The 25,152-nt window shown below is 71.2% G+C and carries 23 protein-coding genes; 15 read left to right on the top strand and 8 right to left on the bottom strand.

Features of this window, described 5'->3' with window-relative positions:
• The first annotated feature begins 505 nt into the window (after positions 1–505).
• Together ABUW04_RS36885 and ABUW04_RS36880 are read left to right on the top strand one after the other, a co-directional pair.
• Positions 506–1,447 (top strand): heme o synthase, encoded by a 942-nt coding sequence (locus ABUW04_RS36885; protein ID WP_037597635.1) that lies wholly within the window; start codon positions 506–508, stop codon positions 1,445–1,447.
• A gap of 48 nt (positions 1,448–1,495) precedes the next feature.
• Positions 1,496–1,837, top strand: coding sequence for a hypothetical protein (locus tag ABUW04_RS36880; RefSeq protein ID WP_030263368.1), 342 nt, complete (start codon positions 1,496–1,498; stop codon positions 1,835–1,837).
• Between the two features lie 111 nt (positions 1,838–1,948).
• On the opposite strand, the gene ABUW04_RS36875 is transcribed toward ABUW04_RS36880, so the two are convergent.
• The 5 genes from ABUW04_RS36875 to ABUW04_RS36855 form a co-directional block, all read right to left on the bottom strand.
• Positions 1,949–2,926 (bottom strand): COX15/CtaA family protein, encoded by a 978-nt coding sequence (locus tag ABUW04_RS36875; protein WP_380568705.1) that lies wholly within the window; start codon positions 2,924–2,926, stop codon positions 1,949–1,951.
• A gap of 106 nt (positions 2,927–3,032) precedes the next feature.
• A complete protein-coding gene (locus ABUW04_RS36870) occupies positions 3,033–3,953 on the bottom strand; it encodes a hypothetical protein (protein WP_380568704.1) in 921 nt (306 codons plus the stop codon).
• A gap of 167 nt (positions 3,954–4,120) precedes the next feature.
• Positions 4,121–5,416, bottom strand: coding sequence for an acyltransferase family protein (locus ABUW04_RS36865; RefSeq protein WP_084715371.1), 1,296 nt, complete (start codon positions 5,414–5,416; stop codon positions 4,121–4,123).
• Positions 5,413–7,608 carry a bifunctional polysaccharide deacetylase/glycosyltransferase family 2 protein gene (locus ABUW04_RS36860; protein ID WP_380568703.1) on the bottom strand — a complete coding sequence of 732 codons (2,196 nt, stop codon included), beginning with the start codon at positions 7,606–7,608 and terminating at the stop codon, positions 5,413–5,415. The genes ABUW04_RS36865 and ABUW04_RS36860 overlap by 4 nt, the downstream gene beginning before the upstream one ends.
• Complete coding sequence (locus tag ABUW04_RS36855; RefSeq protein ID WP_030263351.1) at positions 7,608–7,910, bottom strand: hypothetical protein; 303 nt, start codon at positions 7,908–7,910, stop codon at positions 7,608–7,610. The genes ABUW04_RS36860 and ABUW04_RS36855 overlap by 1 nt, the downstream gene beginning before the upstream one ends.
• 158 nt (positions 7,911–8,068) lie before the next feature.
• Between ABUW04_RS36855 and ABUW04_RS36850 the strand changes: the two genes are divergently transcribed.
• On the top strand, positions 8,069–9,070 hold the full coding sequence (locus ABUW04_RS36850; protein ID WP_037597599.1) for a glycoside hydrolase family 26 protein: 1,002 nt from the start codon (positions 8,069–8,071) through the stop codon (positions 9,068–9,070).
• 21 nt (positions 9,071–9,091) lie between these two features.
• Here the strand turns inward: ABUW04_RS36850 and ABUW04_RS36845 are convergent, their stop codons facing one another.
• Positions 9,092–9,877, bottom strand: coding sequence for an ABC transporter permease (locus tag ABUW04_RS36845; protein WP_030263344.1), 786 nt, complete (start codon positions 9,875–9,877; stop codon positions 9,092–9,094).
• Positions 9,874–10,809 carry an ABC transporter ATP-binding protein gene (locus tag ABUW04_RS36840; protein WP_030263336.1) on the bottom strand — a complete coding sequence of 312 codons (936 nt, stop codon included), beginning with the start codon at positions 10,807–10,809 and terminating at the stop codon, positions 9,874–9,876. Before ABUW04_RS36840 ends, ABUW04_RS36845 begins: the two co-directional genes overlap by 4 nt.
• A 214-nt stretch (positions 10,810–11,023) precedes the next feature.
• Between ABUW04_RS36840 and ABUW04_RS36835 the strand changes: the two genes are divergently transcribed.
• The 10 genes from ABUW04_RS36835 to ABUW04_RS36790 all read left to right on the top strand — a co-directional run bounded on the left by ABUW04_RS36835 (position 11,024) and on the right by ABUW04_RS36790 (position 20,736).
• Positions 11,024–11,761, top strand: a complete 738-nt coding sequence (locus ABUW04_RS36835) for a helix-turn-helix transcriptional regulator (RefSeq protein ID WP_051726376.1) — start codon at positions 11,024–11,026, stop codon at positions 11,759–11,761.
• Positions 11,758–13,170, top strand: a complete 1,413-nt coding sequence (gene sufB, locus ABUW04_RS36830; protein WP_030263330.1) for a Fe-S cluster assembly protein SufB — start codon at positions 11,758–11,760, stop codon at positions 13,168–13,170. The genes ABUW04_RS36835 and sufB overlap by 4 nt, the downstream gene beginning before the upstream one ends.
• Before the next feature lie 57 nt (positions 13,171–13,227).
• Complete coding sequence (gene sufD, locus ABUW04_RS36825) at positions 13,228–14,469, top strand: Fe-S cluster assembly protein SufD (protein ID WP_030263327.1); 1,242 nt, start codon at positions 13,228–13,230, stop codon at positions 14,467–14,469.
• Entirely contained in the window at positions 14,466–14,783 is a 318-nt protein-coding gene (locus ABUW04_RS36820; RefSeq protein ID WP_030263324.1) for a non-heme iron oxygenase ferredoxin subunit, read from the top strand. The genes sufD and ABUW04_RS36820 overlap by 4 nt, the downstream gene beginning before the upstream one ends.
• A gap of 5 nt (positions 14,784–14,788) precedes the next feature.
• On the top strand, positions 14,789–15,553 hold the full coding sequence (gene sufC, locus ABUW04_RS36815) for a Fe-S cluster assembly ATPase SufC (protein ID WP_030263321.1): 765 nt from the start codon (positions 14,789–14,791) through the stop codon (positions 15,551–15,553).
• A 53-nt stretch (positions 15,554–15,606) separates the two neighbouring features.
• Positions 15,607–16,842, top strand: coding sequence for a cysteine desulfurase (locus ABUW04_RS36810; protein ID WP_380568715.1), 1,236 nt, complete (start codon positions 15,607–15,609; stop codon positions 16,840–16,842).
• Between the two features lie 19 nt (positions 16,843–16,861).
• The gene (gene sufU / locus ABUW04_RS36805; RefSeq protein WP_030263316.1) at positions 16,862–17,317 is read left to right on the top strand and encodes a Fe-S cluster assembly sulfur transfer protein SufU; all 456 of its coding nucleotides are present in this window, start codon (positions 16,862–16,864) and stop codon (positions 17,315–17,317) included.
• Positions 17,318–17,415: 98 nt separating this feature from the next.
• On the top strand, positions 17,416–17,703 hold the full coding sequence (locus ABUW04_RS36800; protein WP_042402008.1) for a metal-sulfur cluster assembly factor: 288 nt from the start codon (positions 17,416–17,418) through the stop codon (positions 17,701–17,703).
• A gap of 126 nt (positions 17,704–17,829) precedes the next feature.
• On the top strand, positions 17,830–19,458 hold the full coding sequence (locus ABUW04_RS36795; protein ID WP_380568702.1) for a hypothetical protein: 1,629 nt from the start codon (positions 17,830–17,832) through the stop codon (positions 19,456–19,458).
• Between the two features lie 126 nt (positions 19,459–19,584).
• Entirely contained in the window at positions 19,585–20,736 is a 1,152-nt protein-coding gene (locus ABUW04_RS36790; RefSeq protein ID WP_380568701.1) for a hypothetical protein, read from the top strand.
• Positions 20,737–20,758: 22 nt separating this feature from the next.
• On the opposite strand, the gene ABUW04_RS36785 is transcribed toward ABUW04_RS36790, so the two are convergent.
• The gene (locus ABUW04_RS36785; protein ID WP_380568700.1) at positions 20,759–22,384 is read right to left on the bottom strand and encodes a PucR family transcriptional regulator; all 1,626 of its coding nucleotides are present in this window, start codon (positions 22,382–22,384) and stop codon (positions 20,759–20,761) included.
• 147 nt (positions 22,385–22,531) lie between these two features.
• Between ABUW04_RS36785 and pruA the strand changes: the two genes are divergently transcribed.
• Positions 22,532–24,160, top strand: a complete 1,629-nt coding sequence (gene pruA, locus ABUW04_RS36780) for an L-glutamate gamma-semialdehyde dehydrogenase (RefSeq protein ID WP_380568714.1) — start codon at positions 22,532–22,534, stop codon at positions 24,158–24,160.
• A 54-nt stretch (positions 24,161–24,214) separates the two neighbouring features.
• A complete protein-coding gene (locus tag ABUW04_RS36775) occupies positions 24,215–25,144 on the top strand; it encodes a proline dehydrogenase family protein (protein WP_380568699.1) in 930 nt (309 codons plus the stop codon).
• Positions 25,145–25,152 lie beyond the last annotated feature (8 nt).

Genomic DNA, 25,152 nt, shown 5'->3' with positions numbered 1-25,152 from the left:
CCGTTCCCGACCTTCTGCACGGCATCCGCCGCCAGAACCCGAACGGTGTCCACCGCCCGCTGGTCGAGCTCGGTCCACTCAAAGGTGTTGCTCGGCTTCGTACTCACCCTGAATCAGGGCTCCTTCCATATCGTCATTCGACCCGGTGCCGTGGACCGTCGACGGTGGCGGACCCTGGTCACAGAGCGTTGACCCGCTGTACGAGGCGAGCCTACCGCTCATGCGTTCACTCGTTCTCTGCGTTCCGGACCGCGGGCAGCCACCCGGGCCCAACCGCATGAGCGCAGGAGGCATTCCCGGCAACCAGCAGCCCGTTCTTGCGGTCACTCCTATATGGCAGCCTGAGGGATCGTCCGGGGAACCGCCCGCTGAACGGTGCAACACGGTTACTGGAACCGGGACCCCGCGCCGAAGCCGACATATGCAACGTCTAAGGTGGCGTGGTACGCGCAGGGCCGCCGGGCCTCGTCCCGGTCCTGCGGCTCTCCATCAACCAGGGGTGTTCGTGACCGCCGTCGAAACCCGCCCAGCGGGGCTGGTCAAGGCGAACCCCGGGCATCGGCCGCTGCCGGCCCGTGTCGGGGCATTCGTCGCACTGACCAAGCCGCGGATCATCGAGTTGCTGCTGATCACCACCGTCCCGGTGATGTTCCTGGCGCAGCGCGGTGTCCCGGACCTGCTGCTGGTGCTGTACGTCGTCGTCGGCGGTTACCTGTCGGCCGGTGGCGCCAACGCCCTCAACATGTACATCGACCGCGACATCGACGCGCTGATGCACCGTACCGAGCGCCGTCCGCTGGTCACCGGCATGGTGTCGCCGCGCGAGTGCCTGGTCTTCGGCATCGCGCTGGCGATCGGGTCCACCGCCTGGCTGGCCGCGCTGGTGAACCCGCTGTCGGCGGCGCTGGCGCTGGCGGCACTGCTGTTCTACGTCTTCGTCTACACCCTCGGACTGAAGCGCCGGACCGCGCAGAACATCGTCTGGGGCGGCATCGCGGGCTGCATGCCGGTCTTCATCGGCTGGGCTGCGGTCCGCGACTCGCTGGGCTGGGCCCCGGTGGTGCTGTTCCTGGTCATCTTCCTCTGGACGCCGCCGCACTACTGGCCGCTGTCGATGAAGGTGAAGGACGACTACGCCAACGCGGGCGTCCCGATGCTCCCGGTGATCGCCACCAACGAGGCGGTCGCCAGGCAGATCGTCGGCTACAGCTGGGCGATGGTCGCGGTGTCGCTGGCGCTGTGGCCGCTGGGCCACACCAGTTGGCTCTATCCGGTCTCGGCGGTGCTGCTGGGCGCCTTCTGGCTGAAGGAGGCGCACGGGCTGCTGTCCCGCGCCAAGGCCGGGGTGGTCGGGGCCAAGCTGAAGGAGATGCGGCTGTTCCACTGGTCCATCACCTATCTGACGCTGCTGTTCGTCGAGATCGCGATCGACCCCTTCCTCAAGTAGTCCGGGGCGCTGTCGTGCGCGGGGATACTCGTGGGTAGCATCAGCCGTATGAGCGAAACGACCACTGCTGCCGCCCCCTCCGCCCGCGACGAGCGCCGTGCGGCCCGCATCGCCAAGCACATCAAGGCCTTCGCGGCGGCCCACGGGGGCAGCGCCGACGGGGTCGTCGAGTACATCGGCGGGATCTCCACCCGGATCGCGCTGGTCGGCGCGGACGGCGCGTGGGGCGACCAGGTGGCGCCGAGCCTGGCGGTGGCCGAACGGGCGGTGGAGCTGTCCGGGATCACCGTGCACGAGGCCTTCGAGGGCGAGCTGGGGCTGAAGGTGCGCACCAGTGCCTATGAGTGGAAGCGCATGGCCGGACTGCAGCTCGGCGGGACCCAGGCCTGAGGGCGTTCGGCTGCGGCGTCTGTCTGGTTGCCGTTCGCGCAGTTCCCCGCGCCCCTAGAAAGGGGCGCGGGGAACTGCGCGATCAGCCCACTACGGTCCGCAGTCAGGTCCCTAGACCTCTGCCAGATGCGCCACGGCCTCGATGTTCGAGGGCCGCGGCAGCGCGCCGACCTCGGGGCGGGTCCGCAGCGACAGGTGCAGCCGCAGTACCGCGACCCAGACCAGGGCCGCCCCCAGCAGGTGCACCGCGACCAGCAGTTCCGGTGTGTGGGTGAAGTACTGGACGAACCCGATCACGGCCTGCGACATCAGTACGACGAAGAACTCGCGGGCCCGGCGGCGGGGCTCGGCCGGTGCGTCCACGGCCATCAGTACGAACATCATCGCCAGCGACAGGCCGATGGTGACCATGGCGAAGTCGGCGTGGAACTGGGTGACCTTCTCCGCGTCGAAGGGCATCCGCTTGACCTCGGTGCCGTCGCCGGAGTGCTTGCCGGTCCCGGTGGCCAGGGTGCCCGCCACGATCAGGGCCGAGGTCACCGCGATGGTCAGCCGGGACAGCTGGACCACCGGCCGGCCCACGGTGCGCACCGGATCGCCGTCGCCCTCGCGGCTGCGCTGCCACATCGCCAGCGCGGTCAGGATCAGCACGGTCGAGGCGAGGAAGTGGCAGGCCACGATGAAGGGGTTGAGGTGCGTCAGCACCGTGATCCCGCCCAGGACCGCCTGAGCCACCGTCACCCAGAACTGCGCCCAGCCGAGCCTGGTCAGGCTGCGCCGCCAGGTCCGGCCGCAGCGCGCGGCGATGATGGCCAGTCCGATCACCGCGCAGAGCACGTCGGTGAGCATCCGGTTGCCGAACTCGATGATGCCGTGGATGCCCATCGCGGGCGTGGTGGCGATGCTGCTGCCGGTGCAGGTCGGCCAGGTCGGGCAGCCCAGCCCCGAGCTGGTCAGCCGCACCGCGCCGCCGGTCACCACGACCAGCACGCTCATGACCAGCGTTGCGAAGGCCGCCCAGCGGATCACGCGGTCGGAGACCGTGACGCGCTCGGCGAGGAGGGAGAAGGGTGTACGCACGCCAGTCATCGTAGATTGCGCGACTGAGGATCTTCTGAGCGGGTCTCCGGCGACACGGCTGCGGCCCGCACCGGTGGTTCCGGCGCGGGCCGCAGGCCGAGATGCGGGGCAGGGATCAGCTGTGGCTGCCCGCAGCACGGCGACGCAGCACGAAGACCGCCGCACCGCCCGCGACGACCAGGGCGCCGGCGATGCCGGCGATGGTGCCGGTGCCGTCGCTACCGGTGTCTGCGAGCCCGGTGCCGCTGCCGGAGGTGGCACTGGCGACCGCGGCCGCGCTGGAGGACGAGGACGCGGACGCCCCCGTGCTCGCCGAGGCGGACGAGGAGGCCCCGGCCGAGGAGGAGGCGGACGCGCCGGTGGAGCTGCTCGCCGAGGCGGAGGCGCTGTCGGACGGTGCGGACGAGGCCGACTCGCTCGAGGAGGCGCTCGCCGAGGCGCTGGCGGAGTCCGACGGGGCGGCCGACTCCGACGGCGGGGTGCTCGGGGTGGGCGAGCAGAGCTGGGTGCCGCCGTTCCAGGACTTGATCAGGCCGCTGTCACCGGAGAACACACCGTTGGGGTAGTGCGGGGCGTTGTCGCCGGAGAAGACCTTGGACCCCTTGTAGAGGTCGATCTGGCCGTAGCAGCCGACGTCCGGGACCTTCACCGAGAGCTGCGCCGAGCCGCCGTCGTGCACGGTGACATGGGCCACGTCGACCAGGGTCTGGGTGCCGGAGTGGACCCAGTCGGGGCCCTCGGTCAGGTAGGAGGCCAGCGAGACGTCGCAGCTGCCGCTGCCGTCGGTCCGCACGGTGATCTGCACGGTGCCCGAGGCGGTCGGCACCAGCGAGTCCGAGGTGGAGATCGAGCAGTCGCCGCCGGAGGCGCCCTTGGTGGCGGGCTGCGCGTGGCTGGAGCTGAAACCGGCCTGGTGGCCGTTCCAGCCGTGGCCCGAGGCGAACGAGGTTCCCGCGGCGCCGAGGCCGAGGGCGAGGGCCGCGGAGCCGGTACCGGCTATGCGCAGCAGTGTTGCGGTACGACGAGTGTGGGACACGTCTTCCCTTTACTTTCCGGTCGACACAGGAGCGTCACACATGCTTAATTTTCCCTGCAGTGTTGTCAATTCATCTGAAAACAGACAATTAACGGGGAAAAGCGGAGCGATCGGCAGGCGAATTCCGGAATCTGTACCAGGGCTGTTACGCGCCGCCCAGGTCGCACTCAGGCCCGGCGTCGGCTGCGCACCCGTCGCGGCCACGGGAAGAGCCTCGGCGAGCGTCCGGCGGCCACGTCCTCCACCCAGCCGAACGCGGTCACGAACAGCACCAGCAACGGGATCGCGACGATCAACGGCAGCCACTGGCTCATGAGCAGCCAGCGGAGGTGCAGGTAGACGAAGTTCACCTGCCAGAGCTGGTCGATCAGCGGCTGACTGAGCACCAGGGCGACGTTGTGCCAGAGGTAGACGCTGACGGCACGGGCATTGAGCCAGCTCACCAGCCCGTTCCAGCGTTCCAGCGGTTTCGGCCACTGCTGCCAGGAGGGGCTGAGGTGCAGCAGCATCAGCACGAAGCCGAAGGACCAGACGGCCTGTGCGACCGGGACGCCCTCGATGTCGACCCCGGCGGCCGGGTTGTCGCTGGGCGCGCGCTCCAGCCACCACAGGGCGGCGATCAGGATCATCGGGGCGATCGAGGGTGCGACATAGCGCGGAAGGCGCTTGAGGATTCCCTCGTGGTGGGCCATGCCGAGCAGCCAGCAGGAGCCGAAGGTGGTGAAGTCGGTGGCGGCCTCCATCAGCCGCCCCTCCTGGTCGACCAGGCCCGAGTTGATCAGTACCGACAGGGCGATGGGCAGCAGCAGGGTGACCCAGGGGAGCCTGCGCAGGGCCTTCAGCAGCAGCGGGCTGAGCAGGACGTACCAGAGGTAGGCGCGCAGGTACCAGAGCGGAACCGAGATCTGCTCGGCCCAGGTGGGGTCCACCAAGTGGTGGAATCCGTGCAGGTGGGCGCCGAACGGCGGCTCGCTCAGCGGCAGCACCCAGAACGACAGTTCGCCCCACCACCAGTGCGGGTGGCCCGAGGCGTTCGGACCCCAGCCGTCGTAGACCATGGTGGCCACCGCGATGGCGCCGAACAGCCACATCGGCGGCAGCAGCCGGCGGAGCCTGCTGCGGATGACGCCCCAGGCGGGCCGCTTCAGCGAGTTCGCCATCAGCGAGCCGGCCAGCGCGAACATCACGCCCATGGAGGGGAAGACCAGCGGCAGCCAGATCCAGCCGAAGTTGTGGTAGACGATCACCCGGACCAGGGCCAGCGCGCGCAGCAGGTCGAGGTAGCGGTCGCGACCCGGCTTGCGCGCCGGGGCCGCGGGCTCGGGCCCGGGTTCGGCCGCCTCGGCGGCGGCCGCTCCGTGGGCCTGCCGGAAGGCGTCGGGGATCCGCAGCTGGACGGTGCTGTCGGCCAGGGAGCCCTCGGCGAAGGAGCCGTCCGGGTACGGGCCGAAGGAGGCGCTCATGACCCCGCCACGGTGGGCTCGGTGCCGACCGGTACGCCGACCTCACCGGTGCGCCGCAGCTTCTGCCAGCGCAGCCGGCCCCCGGTCAGCGCGGTGATCCAGGACTGGAGCAGCACCATGTACATCAGCTGCCGGTACACCACCTGCTGCACCGGCAGGGTGATCAGGTGCCAGGCCTTCTCCCGGTCCAGCCGGAAGGCGAACCAGGCGAAGCAGCCCTGGATCGCCATGACGCCCAGCCAGGCCGCGATGGTGCCGCCGGCGTCGACGAACAGCAGTCCGTACAGGGTGAAGACGTCGATCAGCGGCGCCAGCATCGGGGTGACCACCATGAACAGCACCACCAGCGGCAGGCCGACCCGGCCGAAGCGGCCGGCGGGACCTCGCTCCAGCACGGCGTGGCGGTGCTTCCACATCGCCTGCATGGTGCCGTAGCTCCAGCGGTAGCGCTGGGACCAGAGCTGGCCGATGCTGCCGGGCGCCTCGGTCCAGGCCCGGGCCTTCTCGGCGTAGACGACCTTCCAGGCGGCCCGGTGCAGGGCCATGGTGACGTCGGTGTCCTCGGCGAGGGTGTCGTCACTGAGGCCGCCCACCTGCTCCAGCGCCTCGCGGCGGAACGCGCCCACCGCGCCGGGGATGGTCGGCATGCAGCTGAGCACGTCGTACATCCGGCGGTCCAGGTTGAAGCCCATCACGTACTCGATGTGCTGCCAGGCCCCGATCAGGGTGTCCCGGTTGCCGACCTTGGCGTTCCCGGCGACCGCGCCGACCCGGGGGTCGGCGAACGGCTGGACCAGTTCCCGCACGGTCGAGGGCTCGAACACGGTGTCGCCGTCCATCATCACGATCAGGTCGTACGAGGCGTTGGCGATGCCGGTGTTCAGCGCGGTGGACTTGCCGCTGTTGGGCTGGCTGATCAGCCGCACGCCGGGCAGCGCCAGGGCCCGGACGATGGCGGCGGTGTCGTCGGTGGAGCCGTCGTCGATGACGATGACCTCGATCGGATGGTCACCGGCGGTGAGCGAGCGCAGGGTGCTCTCGATGCACTCCTGCTCGTTGTAGGCGGGCACCAGCACGGTCACCGGCTCGGTCACCGGAGCGCCCCAACTGCTCCACCCCGCCGAGGGGCGGGCCACCCGGCGGGTGCGCCGGACGTGGACCACGGCCAGCACCAGCATCAGCCCGAGGCGGCCGAAGACCAGGAAGCCGGCGAAGGCGAGCAGGGCGACCAGGGGCGGCAGCACGGCCACCGAGAGACCGGTGGACTTGATGAACACCTTTCCGGCCCACAGCTGGTAGCCGTGCACCGGTACGTCCGCGCTGGGCGCGCCGATCGCGCCGGTGATGGTGGTGAACCGGTAGCCCTGCTTCTGCAGGCCCTCGATGATCTGCGGCAGTGCGGCCACGGTCTGGGACCGGTCGCCGCCGGCGTCGTGCAGCAGGATCATCTCGCCCTGCCCCGCCCGCACCGGCTGGGCGGCCTTGACGATGGCGGCGACGCCGGGCCGCATCCAGTCGTCGGTGTCGCTGCTGATGAACGCGGTCAGATAGCCGTCCGCGCCGGCGTGCTTGGTCACCGGCCAGGACCAGTCGTCCAGCGCGTCCACGGTGGAGGAGTACGGGGGCCGGAACAGCGAGCTGTGGATGCCGGCCACCCCGGCCAGGGCCAGTTGGGTCTGCGCCAGTTCCCAGGACATCCGGGTGCTGGACTTCAGGGCCAGGTCGGCATGGGTGAAGGTGTGCACGCCGATCTCGTGGCCCTCGTCCCGGATCAGGCGGATCAGCGCGGGATGGCGGGAGGCCATCGAACCGGTGATGAAGAAGTCGGCCTTGATGCCGTAGGTCTTCAGCACGGCCAGGATCTTGGGCGTCCAGACCGGGTCCGGGCCGTCGTCGAAGCTGAGCACGACGGTGTGCGCCGGGATGTTGTAGTTCACCGGCTTCGCCTGCTTGGCCGTGCCCCTGGCGTCCACGACCGGGCCGCCGGTGAGCACGCTCATGGGCACCGTGGTCTTGTCCACCGACACCGCGATCGCGGTGTCGTGGAAGACCTGGTTGATGGCCATGCCGCGGAGCACCAGCAGCACCAGCAGCGTGACCAGCAGGGTGACCGGCAGGAAGAACCGCAGTGGGGGCACCTGGAGCCGGCGGTTGCGGCTGGTCGGGCGGCGCCGGCGGGAGGAGCGGGCCATCAGGGCGCGGTCGGGTTGACGACCAGCGGGTGGCCGGAGCGGGTGAGCGGCCGGCTGGTGTCAGCGGTGGCGGGCACCCGCAGGGCCGGGGCCTTGGCCTGGGCGCCGACCAGGTTGGACAGCATTCCGGCCGCGAAGACGGTGCAGACCACCCCGAGGACCCAGCCCGAGGCGCGCAGCCGGCGGCCGCGCTTCCCGGTGTGGTCGACGAACACCGGCGAGGCTTCGGGAAGGGCTTCCCGGACCTTCTCGGGGACGAGCAGCGGAATTTCGAAGGTGTCCCAGTCGGACGAGATGCTCACCGGTCGGAAGGTAGTGCAGCAACCTGGTGATCCGTCGATCGAATGTCCATGGGTGGGGCTTTTATCCCACCTTTGTGATGAGTGTGTAATGAAATTGGAATGAGTTTCGGAAGATGGTTAGGATGCGGGCATTCGCCCATCGGAAAGCAGCCTCTGACATGCGCATATCTACTCGGGAAAAGCGGCAACCGGTCCGCGCCGCACTCCTCGTGGCCGCGCTGCTCCCGTTGGCCGGCTGCGCCGCAGGGAGCAGTGGTGCCACGAGCACCGGTACGGTCCCGAGCGCTTCGCCGACCCACGCCCCCTACTCGGTGGCCTCGCTGCTGCACCCCGACCGATGGATGCTGGGGGTCTCCTCCGACGGGGAGCCCGGTCAACTGGCCCCGGTCACCTCCTTCACCGCGAGTGCCGGGCGCGCGCCCGACCTGCGCGAGTACTACACCAACTGGGGCGAGGACTTCGATCCGGACGGGAACGCCGCGCTCTGGGCCAACGGCCAGCTGCCGCTGCTGACCTGGACGCCCAACGGCACCACCCCGGCCCGGATCGCCGCCGGGGCCGACGACGCCTACCTGACCCGCTTCGCCGGGCAGGTCCGCTCCTACGACGGGCCGGTGGCGATCAGCTTCGCCCCGGAGATGAACGGCGACTGGAACGCCTGGGGCCCGGGGCACGCCACCGCCGCCGACTACGTACGCGCCTGGCGGCACATCCACGACCTGTTCGCGGCGCGGCAGGCCACCAATGTGATCTGGGTGTGGACGCCGCACGCCACCGACTCCGGTACCCCCGCCGCCATCGCCCCCTACTTCCCCGGCGCGGACTACATCGACTGGGTCGGCCTGATCGGCTACTACGGACCGGGCGAGGGCAGCGACTACCGCTCCCTCTTCGCACCGACCGAGAAGGTGCTGCGCGGGCTCACCGGCAAGCCGCTGCTGATCGCCGAGACCGGGGTGGCCGAGGGGCCGCGCAAGCCGGCGCAGATCCGGGACCTGTTCCAGGGGGTGGCCGGCAGCAAGGGCGTCATCGGTCTGGTCTGGTTCGACAGCCGCAAGCAGTGGCCGGGCAGCAGCACGCCGACCGACTGGCGGGTCGCCAGCTCGGCCGGCGCCGCCGAGGCGTTCCGGAAGGCGGTGGCCGACCACGCCGGCGGCTAGCCGGTCGGGCCTGCGCCGGTGTCACTCCCAGCGGAAGAAGCGTGCCGCCGCGGCCAGGGCGACCACCGCCCAGGCGGCGAGGATGCCGATGTCGCCCCAGGGCATCGCGGCGCCCTGCTGCAGCACCGAGCGCAGTCCGTCCGACAGGGCGCTGATCGGCAGCGCCTCCAGCACCGGGCGGACCGCCCCGGGGAACCTGGACAGCGGCACGATCACCCCGCCGGCCAGCAGCAGCAGGATGAAGACCAGGTTGGCGGCGGCCAGGGTGGCCTCGGCCCGCAGCGTGCCGGCCATCAGCAGGCCCAGGCCGGAGAAGGCGGCGGTGCCCAGCAGCAGGAGCAGCAGCACCGCGACCGCCCCCGACGGTGTGCCGAGCCCGTGCGGGTGCCAGCCGAGCAGCAGCGCGATCACCGACAGCAGGGCGACCTGGAGCACCTCGGTGACCAGCACGCTCCCGGTCTTGGCGGTCATCAGCGCCCAGCGCGGCAGCGGGCTGGCGCCCAGCCGCTTGAGCACCCCGTACCGCCGTTCGAAGCCGGTGGCGATGGCCTGGCCGGTGAAGGCGGTGGACAGCACGGCGAGGGCCAGCAGTCCCGGCGCCAGGAAGTCGACCCTGGCCCCGGGGCCGGTGGTGGCGACGATGTCGACCGCGCTGAACAGCACCAGCAGCACGCTGGGGATGACCACGGTGAGCAGCAGCTGCTCGCCGTTGCGCAGCAGCATCCTGGTCTCCAGGCCGGTCTGGGCCCGGAGCATCCGGCCGAGCGGTGCCGCGCCCGGCTGCGGGGCGTAGCTGGTGGTACTCATGCGCGCAGGTCCCGTCCGGTGAGTTCGAGGAAGACGTCTTCGAGGGTGCGGCGGCCCACCGCCAGCTGCTCCGGCATCACCCCGGACTGGGCGCACCAGCTGGTGAGGGTGGCCAGCAGCTGCGGGTCGACCACGCCCTCGACCAGGTAGGAGCCGGGGGTGGACTCGGCCACGGCGGTTCCGTCCGGCAGTGCCTTGAGCAGGCTGCCCAGGTCGAGCCCGGGGCGGGCGCGGAAGCGCACCGTGTCGGCGGCGTCGCTGCGGCACAGCTCCTCCGGGGTGCCCTCGGCGATCACCCGGCCGCCGTCGACGATGGCGATCCGGTCGGCGAGCTGCTCCGCCTCGTCCATGTGATGGGTGGTCAGCACCACCGTGACGCCGTCCCGGCGCAGGTTCCGGACCAGGTCCCAGGTGGCCTGGCGGGCGTGCGGGTCCAGGCCGGCGGTGGGCTCGTCCAGGAAGACCAGTTCCGGGCGGCCGACGACGGCCATGGCCAGTGCCAGCCGCTGCTGCTGGCCGCCGGAGAGGCGGCGGTAGGCGGTGCGGCCGCAGGAGTCCAGGCCGAGCCGGGCGGCCAGCTCGTCCACGTCCAGCGGGTGGGCGTGCAGCTTCGCCGTGTGCCGGAGCATCTCCAGGGCGCGTGCGCCGGGGTAGATGCCGCCGGACTGCAGCATCACGCCGATCCGCGGGCGCAGCCGGGCGGCCTGCGCCGGGTCGCCGGGGTCCAGGCCGAGCACCCGTACGGTGCCGGCGTCGGCGCGGCGGTAGCCCTCGCAGGTCTCGATGGTGGTGGTCTTGCCCGCGCCGTTGGGGCCGAGGACGGCGGTGACGCTGCCCGTGGCCACGGTGAGGTCCAGGCCGTCCACCGCGGTCCTGTCGCCGTACCGCTTGACCAGGCCGGTGATCGCGACGGCGGGAGCACTGGTTTGCATGGCGACGAGTCTACGAAGCGGCGGGGTGCGCCCCGCACCAGGTACCGAATCCGCAGGTCAGGTTAGGCAATCCTTAGTGATAGATCAGACAGCGGACGTCCCCCGAAGGAAGTTGTCCCGGCGGAATGAATTACGCAACAATGGTGTTGTGAAATACATGCGGGAGCGCGAGGAGGGGCCTGAGGCAGTCGTTGAGACGACCGCCGCTGTCGCCATGCCTTCCGCGGTGTCCTCGCGGGAGCGGGTGGCCCGCTCCATTCTGGACCACGGCCCGAGCAGTGCCGCGGACCTCGCCGAGCGGCTCGGCGTCACCCAGGCGGCGGTCCGCCGGCACCTGGACTCGCTGCTCGCCGCCGGGCTGGTCACCGCCCGCGAGCAGAAGGTGTACGGACACCGCGGCCGGGGCCGCCCCGCCAAGGTCTTCCTGCTCACCGACTCCGGCCGGGACGCCTTCTACCAGGCCTACGACCAGCTCGCCGCGGACGCCCTGCGCTTCCTCGCCGAGGCCGCCGGCGGCGGCGAGGCCGGCCGCGACGCGCTGGCCGCCTTCGCCCGGGCCCGGCTGGCCCGGGACGCCGAGCGCTACCGCGAGGCCCTCGGCGAGAGCGACGGGCTGACCCCGACCGAGAAGCTGGCCGGAGTGCTCTCCGGCGACGGGTACGCTGCCACGGTGCGGCGTGCCCCTCTCGGAGAGCAGCTCTGCCAGCACCACTGCCCGGTCGCGCACATCGCCGAGCAGTTCCCGCAGTTCTGCGAGGCCGAGACCGAGGTCTTCTCGCAGCTGCTGGGCACCCATGTGCAGCGGCTGGCCACCATCGCCCACGGCGACGGGGTCTGCACGACCTTCGTGCCCACCCCAGCCGTACCGGCGGCCCCGGCCGCCACCCGATCGTCCACCGATACCAGTTCGCCCGTCTCCAGTTCACCAGTCTCCGGGAGGAACCCCGTATGACCACCACCGCTCACCCGGAGCTTGAGGGCCTGGGCACCTACGAGTTCGGCTGGTCCGACTCCGACGCCGCAGGCTCCACCGCCAAGCGCGGTCTGTCCGAGGCCGTCGTCCGCGACATCTCGGCGAAGAAGTCCGAGCCGGAGTGGATGCTGAACCTGCGCCTCAAGGGACTGAAGCTGTTCGGCAAGAAGCCCATGCCGACCTGGGGCTCCGACCTCACCGGCATCGACTTCGACAACATCAAGTACTTCGTGCGGTCCACCGAGAAGCAGGCGGAGTCCTGGGAGGACCTGCCCGCCGACATCAAGAACACCTACGACAAGCTCGGCATCCCGGAGGCGGAGAAGCAGCGCCTGGTCGCCGGTGTCGCGGCGCAGTACGAGTCCGAGGTCGTCTACCACCAGATCCGCGAGGACCTGGAGGAGCAGGGCGTGATCTTCCTCGACACGGACACCGCGCTGAAGCAGCACCCGGAGCTGTTCCAGGAGTACTTCGGCACCGTCATCCCGGTCGGCGACAACAAGTTCGCCTCGCTGAACAGCGCGGTGTGGTCCGGCGGCTCGTTCATCTACGTGCCGAAGGGCGTGCACGTGGACATCCCGCTGCAGGCCTACTTCCGGATCAACACCGAGAACATGGGCCAGTTCGAGCGGACGCTGATCATCGTCGACGAGGACGCCTACGTCCACTACGTCGAGGGCTGCACCGCGCCGATCTACTCCTCGGACTCGCTGCACAGCGCCGTGGTGGAGATCATCGTGAAGAAGGGCGGCCGCTGCCGCTACACGACCATCCAGAACTGGTCGAACAACGTCTACAACCTGGTGACCAAGCGGGCCGTGGCCTACGAGGGCGCGACCATGGAGTGGGTCGACGGCAACATCGGCTCCAAGGTCACCATGAAGTACCCGGCCGTCTACCTGATGGGCGAGCACGCCAAGGGCGAGACCCTGTCGATCGCCTTCGCCGGCGCCGGCCAGCACCAGGACGCCGGGGCCAAGATGGTCCACATGGCGCCCAACACCTCCTCCAACATCGTCTCCAAGTCGGTGGCCCGGGGCGGCGGCCGCACCTCCTACCGCGGTCTGATCGAGATCGGCGAGGGCTCCAAGGGCGCCAAGTCCAACGTGCTCTGCGACGCGCTGCTGGTGGACACCATCTCCCGCTCGGACACCTACCCCTACGTGGACGTCCGCGAGGACGACGTGTCGATGGGCCACGAGGCGACGGTCTCCAAGGTCAGCGAGGACCAGCTCTTCTACCTGATGAGCCGCGGTCTGACCGAGTTCGAGGCGATGGCGATGATCGTGCGCGGCTTCGTCGAGCCGATCGCCAAGGAGCTCCCGATGGAGTACGCGCTGGAGCTCAACCGGCTGATCGAGCTGCAGATGGAGGGCTCGGTCGGCTGACCGCGGTCCCCGCCCCTGCACACCGACGCTTCCGTACGAGAGAGAGCAGTTCTAGTAATGGCTGAGGCCACCAACACGGCCGGTGGATCGACCACGGCAGGCTCCATCGAGGTCGGCACCGCCGGCTCCGGCGCGCAACTGGCCGGTCCCGGCACCGGGCGCGACAGCGTCGCCGCCGTCCAGCCCGTCGATGCCAGGCTCGACGCCGTCGACTCCTACGACGTCGCCGACTTCCCGGTGCCCACCGGGCGCGAGGAGAACTGGCGGTTCACCCCGCTGAACCGGCTGCGCGGGCTGCACGACGGCAGCGCCGAGGCGACCGAGGGCGCGGTCAAGGTCGACGTCAGCGCCCCCGCCGGGGTCGTCGTCGAGGCCGTGGAGCGCACCGACCCGCGGGTCGGCAGGGCCGGCAAGCCGGTCGACCGGGTCGCCGCCCAGGCGTTCAGCAGCTTCGAGAAGGCCGGTCTGGTCTCGGTCCCGCGGGACACCGTGCTGACCGAGCCGATCCGGATCACCGTGCAGGGCCAGGGCGGCACCGCCTACGGCCACCAGGTGATCGAGCTCGGCGCGTTCGCCGAGGCCCTGGTCGTGATCGAGCACACCGGCGACGCGGTGCTGGCCGCCAACGTCGAGTACCTGATCGGCGACGGCGCCAAGCTCACCGTGGTCTCCGTCCAGGACTGGGACGACACCGCCGTCCACGTCGCCCAGCACACCGCGCTGGTCGGCCGGGACGCCTCGTTCAAGTCCGTGGTGGTCAGCTTCGGCGGCGACCTGGTCCGGCTGCACCCCCGGGTGGTCTACGGCGCCACCGGCGGCGAGGCCGACCTCTACGGGCTGTACTTCGCCGACGCCGGCCAGCACCTGGAGCACCGGCTGTTCATCGACCACGACACCCCGCACTGCCGCAGCAACGTCGCCTACAAGGGCGCGCTGCAGGGCAAGGACGCGCGCGCGGTCTGGATCGGCGACGTGCTGATCCGCGCCGCCGCCGAGGGCACCGACACCTACGAGCTCAACCGCAACCTGGTGCTCACCGACGGCGCCCGGGTCGACTCGGTCCCCAACCTGGAGATCGAGACCGGCGAGATCGTCGGCGCCGGACACGCCTCCGCCACCGGCCGCTTCGACGACGAGCAGCTGTTCTACCTGCAGTCCCGCGGCATCCCGGCCGACGAGGCGCGCCGCCTGGTGGTCCGCGGCTTCTTCGCCGAGCTGGTCCAGCAGATCGGCCTGCCCGAGCTGCAGGAACGCCTGATCGAGCGGATCGACGCCGAGCTGGAGGCGTCGGTCGCATGAGCTTCGTTCGAGTCGCCGCACTGAGCGAGCTGGAGGCCGACACCCCCAAGCGGGTCGCCGTCGGCGACGTTCCGGTCTCGCTGGTGCGCACCGGCGGCGAGGTGTTCGCGATCAACGACATCTGCTCGCACGCCAATGTCTCGCTCTCCGAGGGCGAGGTCGACGACTGCTCCATCGAGTGCTGGCTGCACGGGTCCAGCTTCGACCTGCGCACCGGCAAGCCCTCCGGGCTGCCCGCGACCCGGCCCGTTCCCGTGTACCCCGTAAAGATCGAAGGGGACGATGTGCTCGTCTCCGTCACCCAGGAGTCCTGAGCCTCATGGCAACCCTTGAAATCAACGACCTGCACGTCACCGTCGAGACCGAGAACGGCCCCCGCGAGATCCTCAGCGGCGTCGACCTGACGGTGAAGCAGGGCGAGACCCACGCCATCATGGGCCCCAACGGCTCCGGCAAGACCACCCTCGCCTACTCCATCGCCGGCCACCCCAAGTACACGATCACCAGCGGCACGGTGACCCTGGACGGCGAGGACGTGCTGGCGATGACCGTGGACGAGCGCGCCCGCGCGGGCCTCTTCCTGGCCATGCAGTACCCGGTGGAGATCCCCGGTGTGTCGATCTCCAACTTCCTGCGCACCTCCGCCACCGCCGTCCGCGGCGAGGCCCCCAAGCTCCGCACCTGGGTGAAGGAGGTCAAGGAGGCCATGGCCGACCTGCAGATGGACCCGTCCTTCGCCGAGCGCAACGTCAACGAGGGCTTCTCCGGCGGCGAGAAGAAGCGCCACGAGATCCTGCAGATGGAGCTGCTCAAGCCCAAGGTCGCGATCCTGGACGAGACCGACTCCGGCCTGGACGTCGACGCGCTGCGGGTGGTCTCCGAGGGCGTCAACCGGGTCCGCGCGACCGGCGAGGTCGGCACCCTGCTGATCACCCACTACACGCGCATCCTGCGCTACATCAAGCCCGACTACGTGCACGTCTTCGCGGCGGGCAAGATCGTCAAGTCCGGCGGCCCGGAGCTCGCCGACGAGCTCGAGAACGAGGGCTACGAGAAGTACGCGAAGGGCGGCGCTGCAGCGTGATCCATACCCCCCGTCCCGGCCTGGTGGTCCCCGGCGGCGCCGCGGCGTCCGCGCTGGACACCGACGCCATCCGCAAGGACTTCCCGATCCTGCAGCGGGTGCTGCACGACGGCAAGCCGCTGGTCTACCTGGACAGCGCGGCGACCTCGCAGAAGCCCCGCCAGGTGCTCGACGCGGTCAACGCCTACTACGAGCAGCACAACGCCAACGTCCACCGCGGCGTGCACACGCTGGCGGAGGAGGCCACGGCGCTCTACGAGGGCGCCCGTGACAAGGTCGCGTCGTTCGTCAACGCGCCCAGCCGGGACGAGGTGATCTTCACCAAGAACGCCTCGGAGTCGCTCAACCTGGTCGCCAACATGCTGGGCTGGGCCGACGAGCCCTACCGGGTCGACGCCGAGTCCGAGATCGTGATCACGGAGATGGAGCACCACTCCAACATCGTGCCGTGGCAGCTGCTGTCGCAGCGCACCGGCGCCAAGCTGAAGTGGTTCGGGCTGACCGACGACGGCCGGCTCGACCTCTCCAACATCGACGAGATCATCACCGAGAAGACCAAGGTCGTCTCGTTCGTACTGGTCTCCAACATCCTGGGCACCATCAACCCGGTCGAGGCGATCGTCCGGCGCGCCCAGGACGTCGGCGCGCTGGTCGTCATCGACGCCTCGCAGGCCGCCCCGCACATGCCGCTGGACGTGCAGGCGCTGGAGGCCGACTTCGTCGCCTTCACCGGGCACAAGATGCTGGCGCCCACCGGCATCGGCGTGCTCTGGGGCCGCCAGGAGCTGCTGGAGGACCTGCCGCCGTTCCTGGGCGGTGGCGAGATGATCGAGACCGTGTCGATGAGCTCGTCCACCTACGCCCCGGCGCCGCACAAGTTCGAGGCCGGCACCCCGCCGATCTCCCAGGCCATCGGCCTGGGCGCGGCGATCGACTACCTCAGCGCGATCGGCATGGAGAACATCGCCGCGCACGAGAAGGAGATCGTCGAGTACGCGGTGCGCCGGCTGCAGGAGGTCCCCGACCTGAAGATCATCGGCCCGGACACGGCCGAGGACCGCGGCGCGGCGATCTCCTTCACCCTGGGCGACATCCACCCGCACGACGTCGGCCAGGTGCTGGACGAGCAGGGCATCGCGGTCCGGGTCGGCCACCACTGCGCCCGGCCGGTCTGCCTGCGCTACGGAATTCCTGCGACCACGCGGGCGTCGTTCTATCTGTACTCCACCGAGGCGGAGGTGGACGCCCTGATCGACGGGCTGCACACGGTCCGCGCCTTCTTCGGCTGAGAGAGGAGATGACGACCCTGTGAAGATGGACTCGATGTACCAGGAGATCATCCTGGACCACTACAAGCACCCCCACGGCAAGGGCCTGCGGGACGGCGACGCCGAGGTGCACCACGTCAACCCCACCTGCGGTGACGAGATCACCCTGCGGGTGCGGCTGGACGGCAGCACCGTGGCCGACATCTCGTACGACTCGCAGGGCTGTTCGATCAGCCAGGCGAGCGCGTCCGTGCTGAACGACCTGCTGGTCGGCAAGCAGATCGGGGAGGCGCAGCAGGTCCAGGAGGCGTTCCTGGAGCTGATGCAGAGCAAGGGCCAGTCCGAGGGCGACGAGGAGCTGCTGGAGGACGCCATCGCGTTCGCCGGGGTCTCCAAGTACCCGGCCCGGGTCAAGTGCGCCCTGCTCAGCTGGATGGCCTGGAAGGACGCCACCGCGCAGGCGCTGGCCGAGACACCCGTCAGGGAGAGCGCATGAGTGACACCGCTGAGACCACCGACACGTCGGCCGCCGACGCGCCGTCGGAGAGCACCTTCGTCGGCACCACGGCCGGCACCGTCGCCGTGGACGACCTGATGGAGGCGCTGCTGGACGTCGTCGACCCGGAGCTGGGCATCGACGTCGTCAACCTGGGCCTGATCTACGGCGTCCACATCGACGAGGGCGACGTGGCCACCATCGACATGACGCTGACCTCGGCGGCCTGCCCGCTGACCGACGTCATCGAGGACCAGGCCCGCACCGCCACCGACGGACTGGTCCAGGACCTGCGGATCAACTGGGTCTGGATGCCGCCGTGGGGTCCGGACAAGATCACCGACGACGGCCGCGACCAGCTGCGGGCACTCGGCTTCAACGTCTGAGTCGGTCCGGGTTCCGTCCGGGTTTCGAGAAGCTGCCGTGTTCCGGGCAGCCGCTGCGGATAGGCTCGACGGAGCGGGCGGACCGAGTCCGTCGCCCCACTTCCCGTCGAGAGCGAGTGTCCGATCATGGCAGGTCCCAGCCGTAAGAAGAGTGGTGCGCCGGCCGGGGTCCCACTCCCGGCCGACATGGATCTGGACACGCTCTACGGTGCGTCCGGGGCCGACCCGGAGGAGCTCTTCGACGAGGAGGAAGAGGAGCTGATCATCGTCCCGCCGGTGCGGCTGCTGCCGCGCGAGGAGCTGGCGGCGGCGGCGCTGCGGGTGCCGCTGTTCGAGCAGGCGATCCGGCTGGCCGGCTGGGTGGGGGCCGGGCGCCCGGTGGACGAGTTCGGCGAGCTGGGCCGGGAGCAGGAGGAGCTGGCCGCGGCCGAGCTGGAGCTCGGCGCGGGCGACGAGGGGGCGCTCGCGGTGGCGCGGGCCTGGACCCTGGCCCTGGACCTCGCCCTGGTGGAGCTGGGCGAGCCGGACTCGGACGGCGCGGACACCGCCCACCCCACCGCCGCGCTGACCGCGCTGAGCGGCGGGGACCCGGAGGCCGTGCTGGAGGCCTGGCAGCTGGCGGCCGACACCGTCGCGGACGTGGTGGTCGAGGCGGACCTCGACCCCAATGAGCTGCAGGCGCTGGAGGAGGCCTCCGAGGGCAGGGACGAGGAGGAGTCCGAGGCCATGTACGAGCGCCTGGAGGCGGCGCGCGAACAGGCCTCCGGGCTGCTGGACGACGCCCTGCAGGTGCTCTACGAGGCCAGGGCCTTCGCCGACACCGAGGCCGACGAGACGGTCCCGCTGGGCGTGCTGGCCGCGCTGCTGGTGGTGCCGGACGGCGAGGAGCCCACCGAGGAGATGCTCGGCGACATCACCAATGTGATGGTCGCACTGGACCCGATGCTGCAGGACCTCGCCGACATCGGCGTGCTCGACTACCGCCCGATCGACCCGGCGCTCTTCGACGAGTCCGGCGACACCGCGCCCGACGCCGTCGGGCCCGGTCTGGACGGCGACGTCGACGAGGACGAGGCGGCCCGCTTCGGCCTGGCCAGGCTGACCGCGCTGGGCGTCCACCAGGTCCGGCAGTGGCTGCTGGAGGAGGGCTACGAGGCGCCGCTGATCGGCGACCTGGCCCGGGGCACCGCGGCCGAGCTGCTGGAGGGGATCTGCGAGGCGGTGAACGTGCTGCCGGACGAGGAGATCGCGGAGTGGCTGGTGGACCGCGAACCGCTGCCGGCGGCGGCCGAGTTGCTCGCCGCCGCCCGCGGCAACGACCTGACCGGGCCCACCCGCCGGCTGCTCTGCGCGGCGGCGCTGGCGCGCCTCGACGGCGCGGCCGAGCCCGCGCTGCGGGAGGTGCTGGCCGATCCCGAGCTCGCCGGTCTGGCCACGACCTGGCTGGCCGGACGGGGCGTCGAGGACTTCGACCTGCCCGGGCGGCCGGTGATGCTGTGGACCATGGTGGACACCCTGGCCGCCCAGCTGATCGAGGAGGGGCCGGAGGAGAGCGGCTTCGCCGCGTTCATGGTGCAGCTCTCGGACGAGGAGAAGCCGGCCGAGCTCTTCGCGGAGCTGTGGCGGATCGAACACCCCTACACCACGGCGGTGCTGGAGGCCGTGGGCGAGCGGCACCCGGACAAGTCCACCGCCAAGGAGGCCCGCAAGGCCGCTTACAAGGCGCGTTCGCGGATGGGCTCGCAGCAGCAGTAGTCCAGCGGGACGGGCGTCCGGCCCGGTCGATCCGGTGCCCGGATCCGGTGCCCGGCCGGGCCGTCGCTCCGTAGGCTGGGAGTCGGCGACCATGGCGACCGCGGCGCGGCCGGAGGGGGATTCTGCGTGCATCTCAGGGGTAGCGGTTCCAGCTTCGAGGGGCCCCGTGACATCTGGCGCGAGCTGGCCGAGTCGGACCTGCGCAGCCTCGGTCGGCGCAGCTTCCGGGTCTACGGCCCGATCGCGCCGCTGCTGGACTCGCCCGCGCTGTCCTCCTGGGAGCAGCACAACGGCAGGCTCGCCGTGGTCGTGCTCTCGCACGGGGCGCTGTTCGATCCGGACGGGCCCTACGTCCAGGTCGAGACGCACGTGGAGGAGGAGGGCCTGAGCCTGTACCCGCTCCAGGACGTGGTCGAGGACGAGCGCGACCGGCTGTTCACCCACGCCGGGATCGACAAGGGGGCGGGGACGGACCCGGCCGAGGAGTCCGAGCCCTGGTTCACCGTGGACGGCATCCCGGTGCGGGCCCGGCTGCGGGTCGAGGGGAAGCTGTGGGCGGCCAGGTTCTCCGTCGGCGGTCCCGACAGCCCGCTGCGCGGACGCGGCGGCGATCCGGTGGTGCTCACCCTGACCGGGCGCGGCATCGCGCCCGAACGGGTCGCGCTGCGCACGGTCGAGGAACTGCAGCCCTATGCACTGGGGCGGCAGGCGCTGCTTCAGGCCGTCGCCGAACGGCGGGGTACGCCCCAGCCGCACATCAGCGAGCGCGAACTGCCCCAGGCCCAGGGGTTGGAGGCACATCGTCGGCTGATCGACTTCTCGGTGCAGGACGCGTTGCGCTTCGAGGCGTCGATGGAGTCGGGGCACAGGCCCCGGACGCCCAGGGGCACCAGCGGCCATGCCGAACTGTGGGAGAGCGCGGTGCGCCAGCAAATGCGGCTGGCCGGGGAGGACCGGGCCCAGGCCGACGAGGCGGTGGGGATCCTGGTCAACCAGATGACCAGGCTCGCCTTCCGGGCCGACTGGTTCCCGGGCACGGACGACGCGCGGGCAGCAGTGGAGGAGAGCATTCGCTACGCCGTCTTCGACAGCGACGTCCCCAGTGCCGGGGCGCAGCGGGCCTGGAAGATCCGGTTCCGCTGGGACCCCTCCGCGATCGCCGAGGCGGCGACGGAGCAGGAGCGCCGGCGCTTGCTGGAGCAGCGGCTCGCGGTCGAGGCCGACTGGCTGGACCAGTGGAACAGCTGGCTCATGGAGCGTTCCGAATCCAGGAGTTGATCATCCGTCGGCTGATGAAACGTCACTTCTCGGGGGCGGGGGCGGAGGCGGTGTCGGGAAGCCGCAGCTGGAGCATGGCCAGCAGCCGCTGCTCGGGGCTGCTCAGGTCCAGGCCGGTGAGCTGCTGGGCGCGGCGGACCCGGTAGCGCAGGGTGTTGGGGTGGACATGCAGGCCGGCGGCGGCCTCCCGGACGTCGCCGAGCCCGTCCAGCCAGGCCAGCACCGAGGCGGCCAGTCGGCCGCCGTGCCGGGCGTCGTGCGCCACCAGCGCGGTCAGCCGGGGGTCGCGGACCTCGGGGTTGGCGGCCAGCAGCTCCAGCAGTTCGCCCAGCAGCACCTGGGCCCTGACGTCGGGCAGCGCCGCGATGTCGGCGGTGATCCGGCCGGCCGCCATCGCGTCCATCACCCGGTCCGCCTCGGCCCGGGAGGCCGGCACCGCGTGCAGGTCGGGGACGACCCGGCCCACGGCGCCGCGCAGCGGCTCGCCGGTGTGCCGCCGGGCCGCGTCGGCGATGTCCTGGGCCCAGCCGCGCAGGGTCTCCGGGGAGACGCCGCGCGGCAGCTCCGGCAGCAGCACGTAGACCCGGTCGCCGACCGGGGCGACCAGTGCGTTGCGGTGCCGGGCGGCCGCGTGCACCGAGATGACGTTGAGCGCCTCGCTGCGGCCCGGCTCCGGTCCGCCCGGCAGCGCGAAGCCCAGGACGGCGGCCGGACGGCGGACGTCCAGGGCCAGGTGCCCGGCCAGGGTCTGCGGCCCGGTCGCCCCGTCCAGCAGTCCGGCCAGCAGGGTGCGGGTGAGCCGCAGGTCGGCGCTGACCTCGCTGCGGCGGCGGACCAGGTGCAGGGCGGCGACCCGGGCCGCGCCGAGCAGCGCCTGGTCGGCGCGCTCGGCCAGCGGGGCCGATCCCTCCTGCACCCAGATCGTGCCCAACTGCCGTTCGCCGGAGCGGATCGCGACCACCAGTCGGCGGCGCAGGCCCAGCTCGGGATGCGGGTCGATGGACACCACCGCGTCCAGGGTGCGCAGCTGCTGGAACACGCCCCACTCGCGCAGCCGGGAGAGGTACGGCTCGGGTCCCTGCCAGCCGAGGATGGTCAGCCGGCGCAGGTCGTCCGCCTCGTCCGAGTCGGCGGAGCGGGAGTAGGCCAGGATCCGGTTGGCGGTGTCCTCGATGCTGACGATGCCGCCGGTGAGCACCGCCGTGGTCTGGGCCAGGCCGAACAGGTCGCCCTCCTCGGCGTCGGCATGGGTGAGCTGCGGGCGGCCGACCGCGAGGGCGGCGCGCACCAGCGCGTCCAGCCGGTCCCAGCGGGCCTCCGGATGGACCGAGAGCAGGGCGACGCCGGCGTCCTCGGCAGCCGTGCGCAGGGCCTCGGGCGGGGTGCCGGGGGCGGGCTTGACGGCCACGGCCGTCGCCCCGTCCCGGGCGGCGGCGCGCAGCACCGGGAGCGCGGAACGTCCACGCACGCCCAGCGCCAGCACCAGGTCGCCGGCGCGCGCGACCGGCGGGTCCTCCGGGTCCAGCAGGGCGACCCCGGTGACCGGCGCGTCCAGGTCCGGGGCGTACTGGAGCTCGGCCAGCGGCTCCCCGAAGGACATCAGCAGCTGGCGCAGCGAGACGCCGTCGGGCTCCTGCACTATGTCCACCCCTCTTCTCCGGCTCTTGTCCGATACGCCAGCCTCCAAGGCCAGATGTTATCCGTTCGGCCAAATCGGTGGCCCACCGCTGAGCCCTAGCGTGCTGCACAGGGCGCAGAGACCCTGCCCCACCCGTACAAGAGGAGAGCGCGCGTGTTGGACGCTGTGACCCGGATTCCCGCGCCGGTCAATGAGCCGGTGCACAGCTATGCGCCGGGCAGCCCCGAGCGGGCCCGGCTGGAGGCCGAGCTGAAGCGGCTCGGCGAGCAGGGCCCGGTGGAGCTGACCATGGCTGTCGGCGGCGTCCGCCGCCTCGGCCGGGGCGAGCCGGTCGACGTGGTCCAGCCGCACCGCCACGCCGCCGTGCTCGGCACCCTGCGCAACGCCACCCGCGAGGACGCCCAGGAGGCCGTCGACGCCGCGCTGGCCGCCGCCCCCGCCTGGCGGGCGCTCTCCTTCGACGACCGGGCCGCGATCTTCCTGCGCGCCGCCGACCTGCTGGCCGGCCCCTGGCGGGAGACCATCGCCGCGGCCACCATGCTGGGCCAGTCCAAGACCGCCCAGCAGGCCGAGATCGACAGCCCCTGCGAGCTGGTCGACTTCTGGCGCTTCAACGTCCACTTCGCCCGGGAGATCCTGGCCGAGCAGCCGCAGTCCTCGCCCGGCGTCTGGAATCGCAGCGACCACCGGCCGCTGGAGGGCTTCGTCTACGCGATCACGCCCTTCAACTTCACCGCCATCGCCGGGAACCTGCCCACCGCGCCCGCGCTGATGGGCAACACCGTGGTGTGGAAGCCCTCGCCGACCCAGCAGTTCGCGGCCCACCTGCTGATGGACCTGCTGGAGGAGGCCGGGCTGCCGGCCGGTGTCATCAACATGGTCACCGGCGACGGACTGGCGGTCTCCGAGGTCGCGCTGACCCACCGTGACCTGGCGGGCATTCACTTCACCGGCTCCACCGCCACCTTCCAGAAGCTCTGGGCCACCGTGGGCGCCAACATCGCCGGCTACCGCAGCTACCCCCGCCTGGTCGGCGAGACCGGCGGCAAGGACTTCCTGGTCGCCCACCCCAGCGCCGACCCGGCCGTGCTGAAGACCGCGATGACCCGCGGCGCCTTCGAGTACCAGGGCCAGAAGTGCTCGGCGCTGTCCCGCGCCTATGTCCCGGCCTCGCTCTGGGAGCAGATCAGGGACGGATTCAAGGACGAGGTGGAGTGGCTCACCATGGGCGACGTCACCGACCTGGCCAACTTCATGGGCGCGGTCATCGACGCCCGCTCGTTCGCCAAGAACAAGGCCGCCATCGACCGCGCCGCGGTCGACCCTCAGGTCGAGATCCTCGCGGGCGGGAGCTACGACGACTCGGTCGGCTACTTCGTCCGGCCCACCGTGCTGGTCTGTGCGGACCCGGCGGCCGAGTACTTCCGCGAGGAGTACTTCGGACCGGTGCTGGCGGTGCACGTGTTCGCGGACGACCGCTACGAGGAGGTGCTGGAGCAGCTCGACTCGGTCTCCTCCTACGCCCTCACCGGTGCCGTCATCGCCCGCGACCGGGCGGCCATCGCCGCGACCATGGAGAAGCTGCGCTTCGCGGCCGGAAACTTCTACATCAACGACAAGCCCACCGGCGCGGTCGTCGGCCAGCAGCCCTTCGGCGGCGGACGGGCCTCCGGCACCAACGACAAGGCCGGCGCGGCGCAGAACCTGCTGCGCTGGACCTCGACCCGCTCCATCAAGGAGACCTTCGTCCCGCCGACGGACTTCCGCTACCCGCACATGGGCTGACGCTCCCTCGTCTCCGCCGTCACCTGTTCCCGCACATCCCTGCCAGGAGTCGTCATGCTCCGTACCCCCCTCCTCGCCGCTGCCCGATCGCCCCGCGCCCGCGCGGTGGTGCAGCAGCTTCCGCCCACCCGGGCCCTGGTCGAGCGCTTCGTCGCCGGCGAGGGGCTGGACGACGCCGTGGCCGTCACCGACGAACTGGTCGGGGCGGGCCGGCGGATCACCCTGGACCACCTCGGCGAGGACACCCGCGACGCGGCCCAGGCCGCGGAGACCGCCGCCGCGTACGAGCGGCTGCTCGGCGCGCTCAAGGAGACCGGCCTGGCCGAGCGCGCCGAGGTCTCGGTCAAGCTCTCCGCGGTCGGCCAGTTCCTGGGCGCCGACGGGGAGCGGGTCGCCCTCGACAACGCCCGCCGCATCTGCGCCGCCGCGGCGGACGCGGGCACCACGGTCACCCTCGACATGGAGGACCACACCACCACGGACTCCACCCTCGGCATCGCCCGCGAGCTGCGGGCGGACTTCCCCTGGCTGGGCGTGGTGCTGCAGGCCTACCTGCACCGCACCGAGGCCGACTGCGCGGACTTCGCCGGCCCCGGCTCCCGGGTCCGGCTCTGCAAGGGCGCCTACCAGGAGCCGGCCTCGGTGGCATACCAGTCCAAGCGCGAGGTCGATCTCTCCTACGTCCGCTGCCTCAAGCAGCTGATGCGCGGCGAGGGCTACCCCATGGTCGCCTCGCACGACCCCCGCATGATCCGCATCGCCGGCCAACTGGCCCAGTGGAACAACCGCAAGGCCGATACCTTCGAGTACCAGATGCTCTACGGCATCCGCCCGGACGAGCAGCAGCGCCTCGTCGACACCGGCGCCACCATGCGCATCTACCTCCCCTACGGCGGCGAATGGTACGGCTACTTCATGCGCCGCCTCGCCGAACGCCCGGCCAACCTGACCTTCTTCCTGAGGGCCCTGGCCACGAAGAACTGACCTGGGCG

Source organism: Streptacidiphilus jeojiensis, from assembly GCF_042510965.1.
Taxonomy (GTDB): domain Bacteria; phylum Actinomycetota; class Actinomycetes; order Streptomycetales; family Streptomycetaceae; genus Streptacidiphilus; species Streptacidiphilus jeojiensis.
The sequence above is the reverse complement of the archived record's forward strand: the minus strand, read 5'-3'. Positions and strand labels throughout refer to the sequence as shown.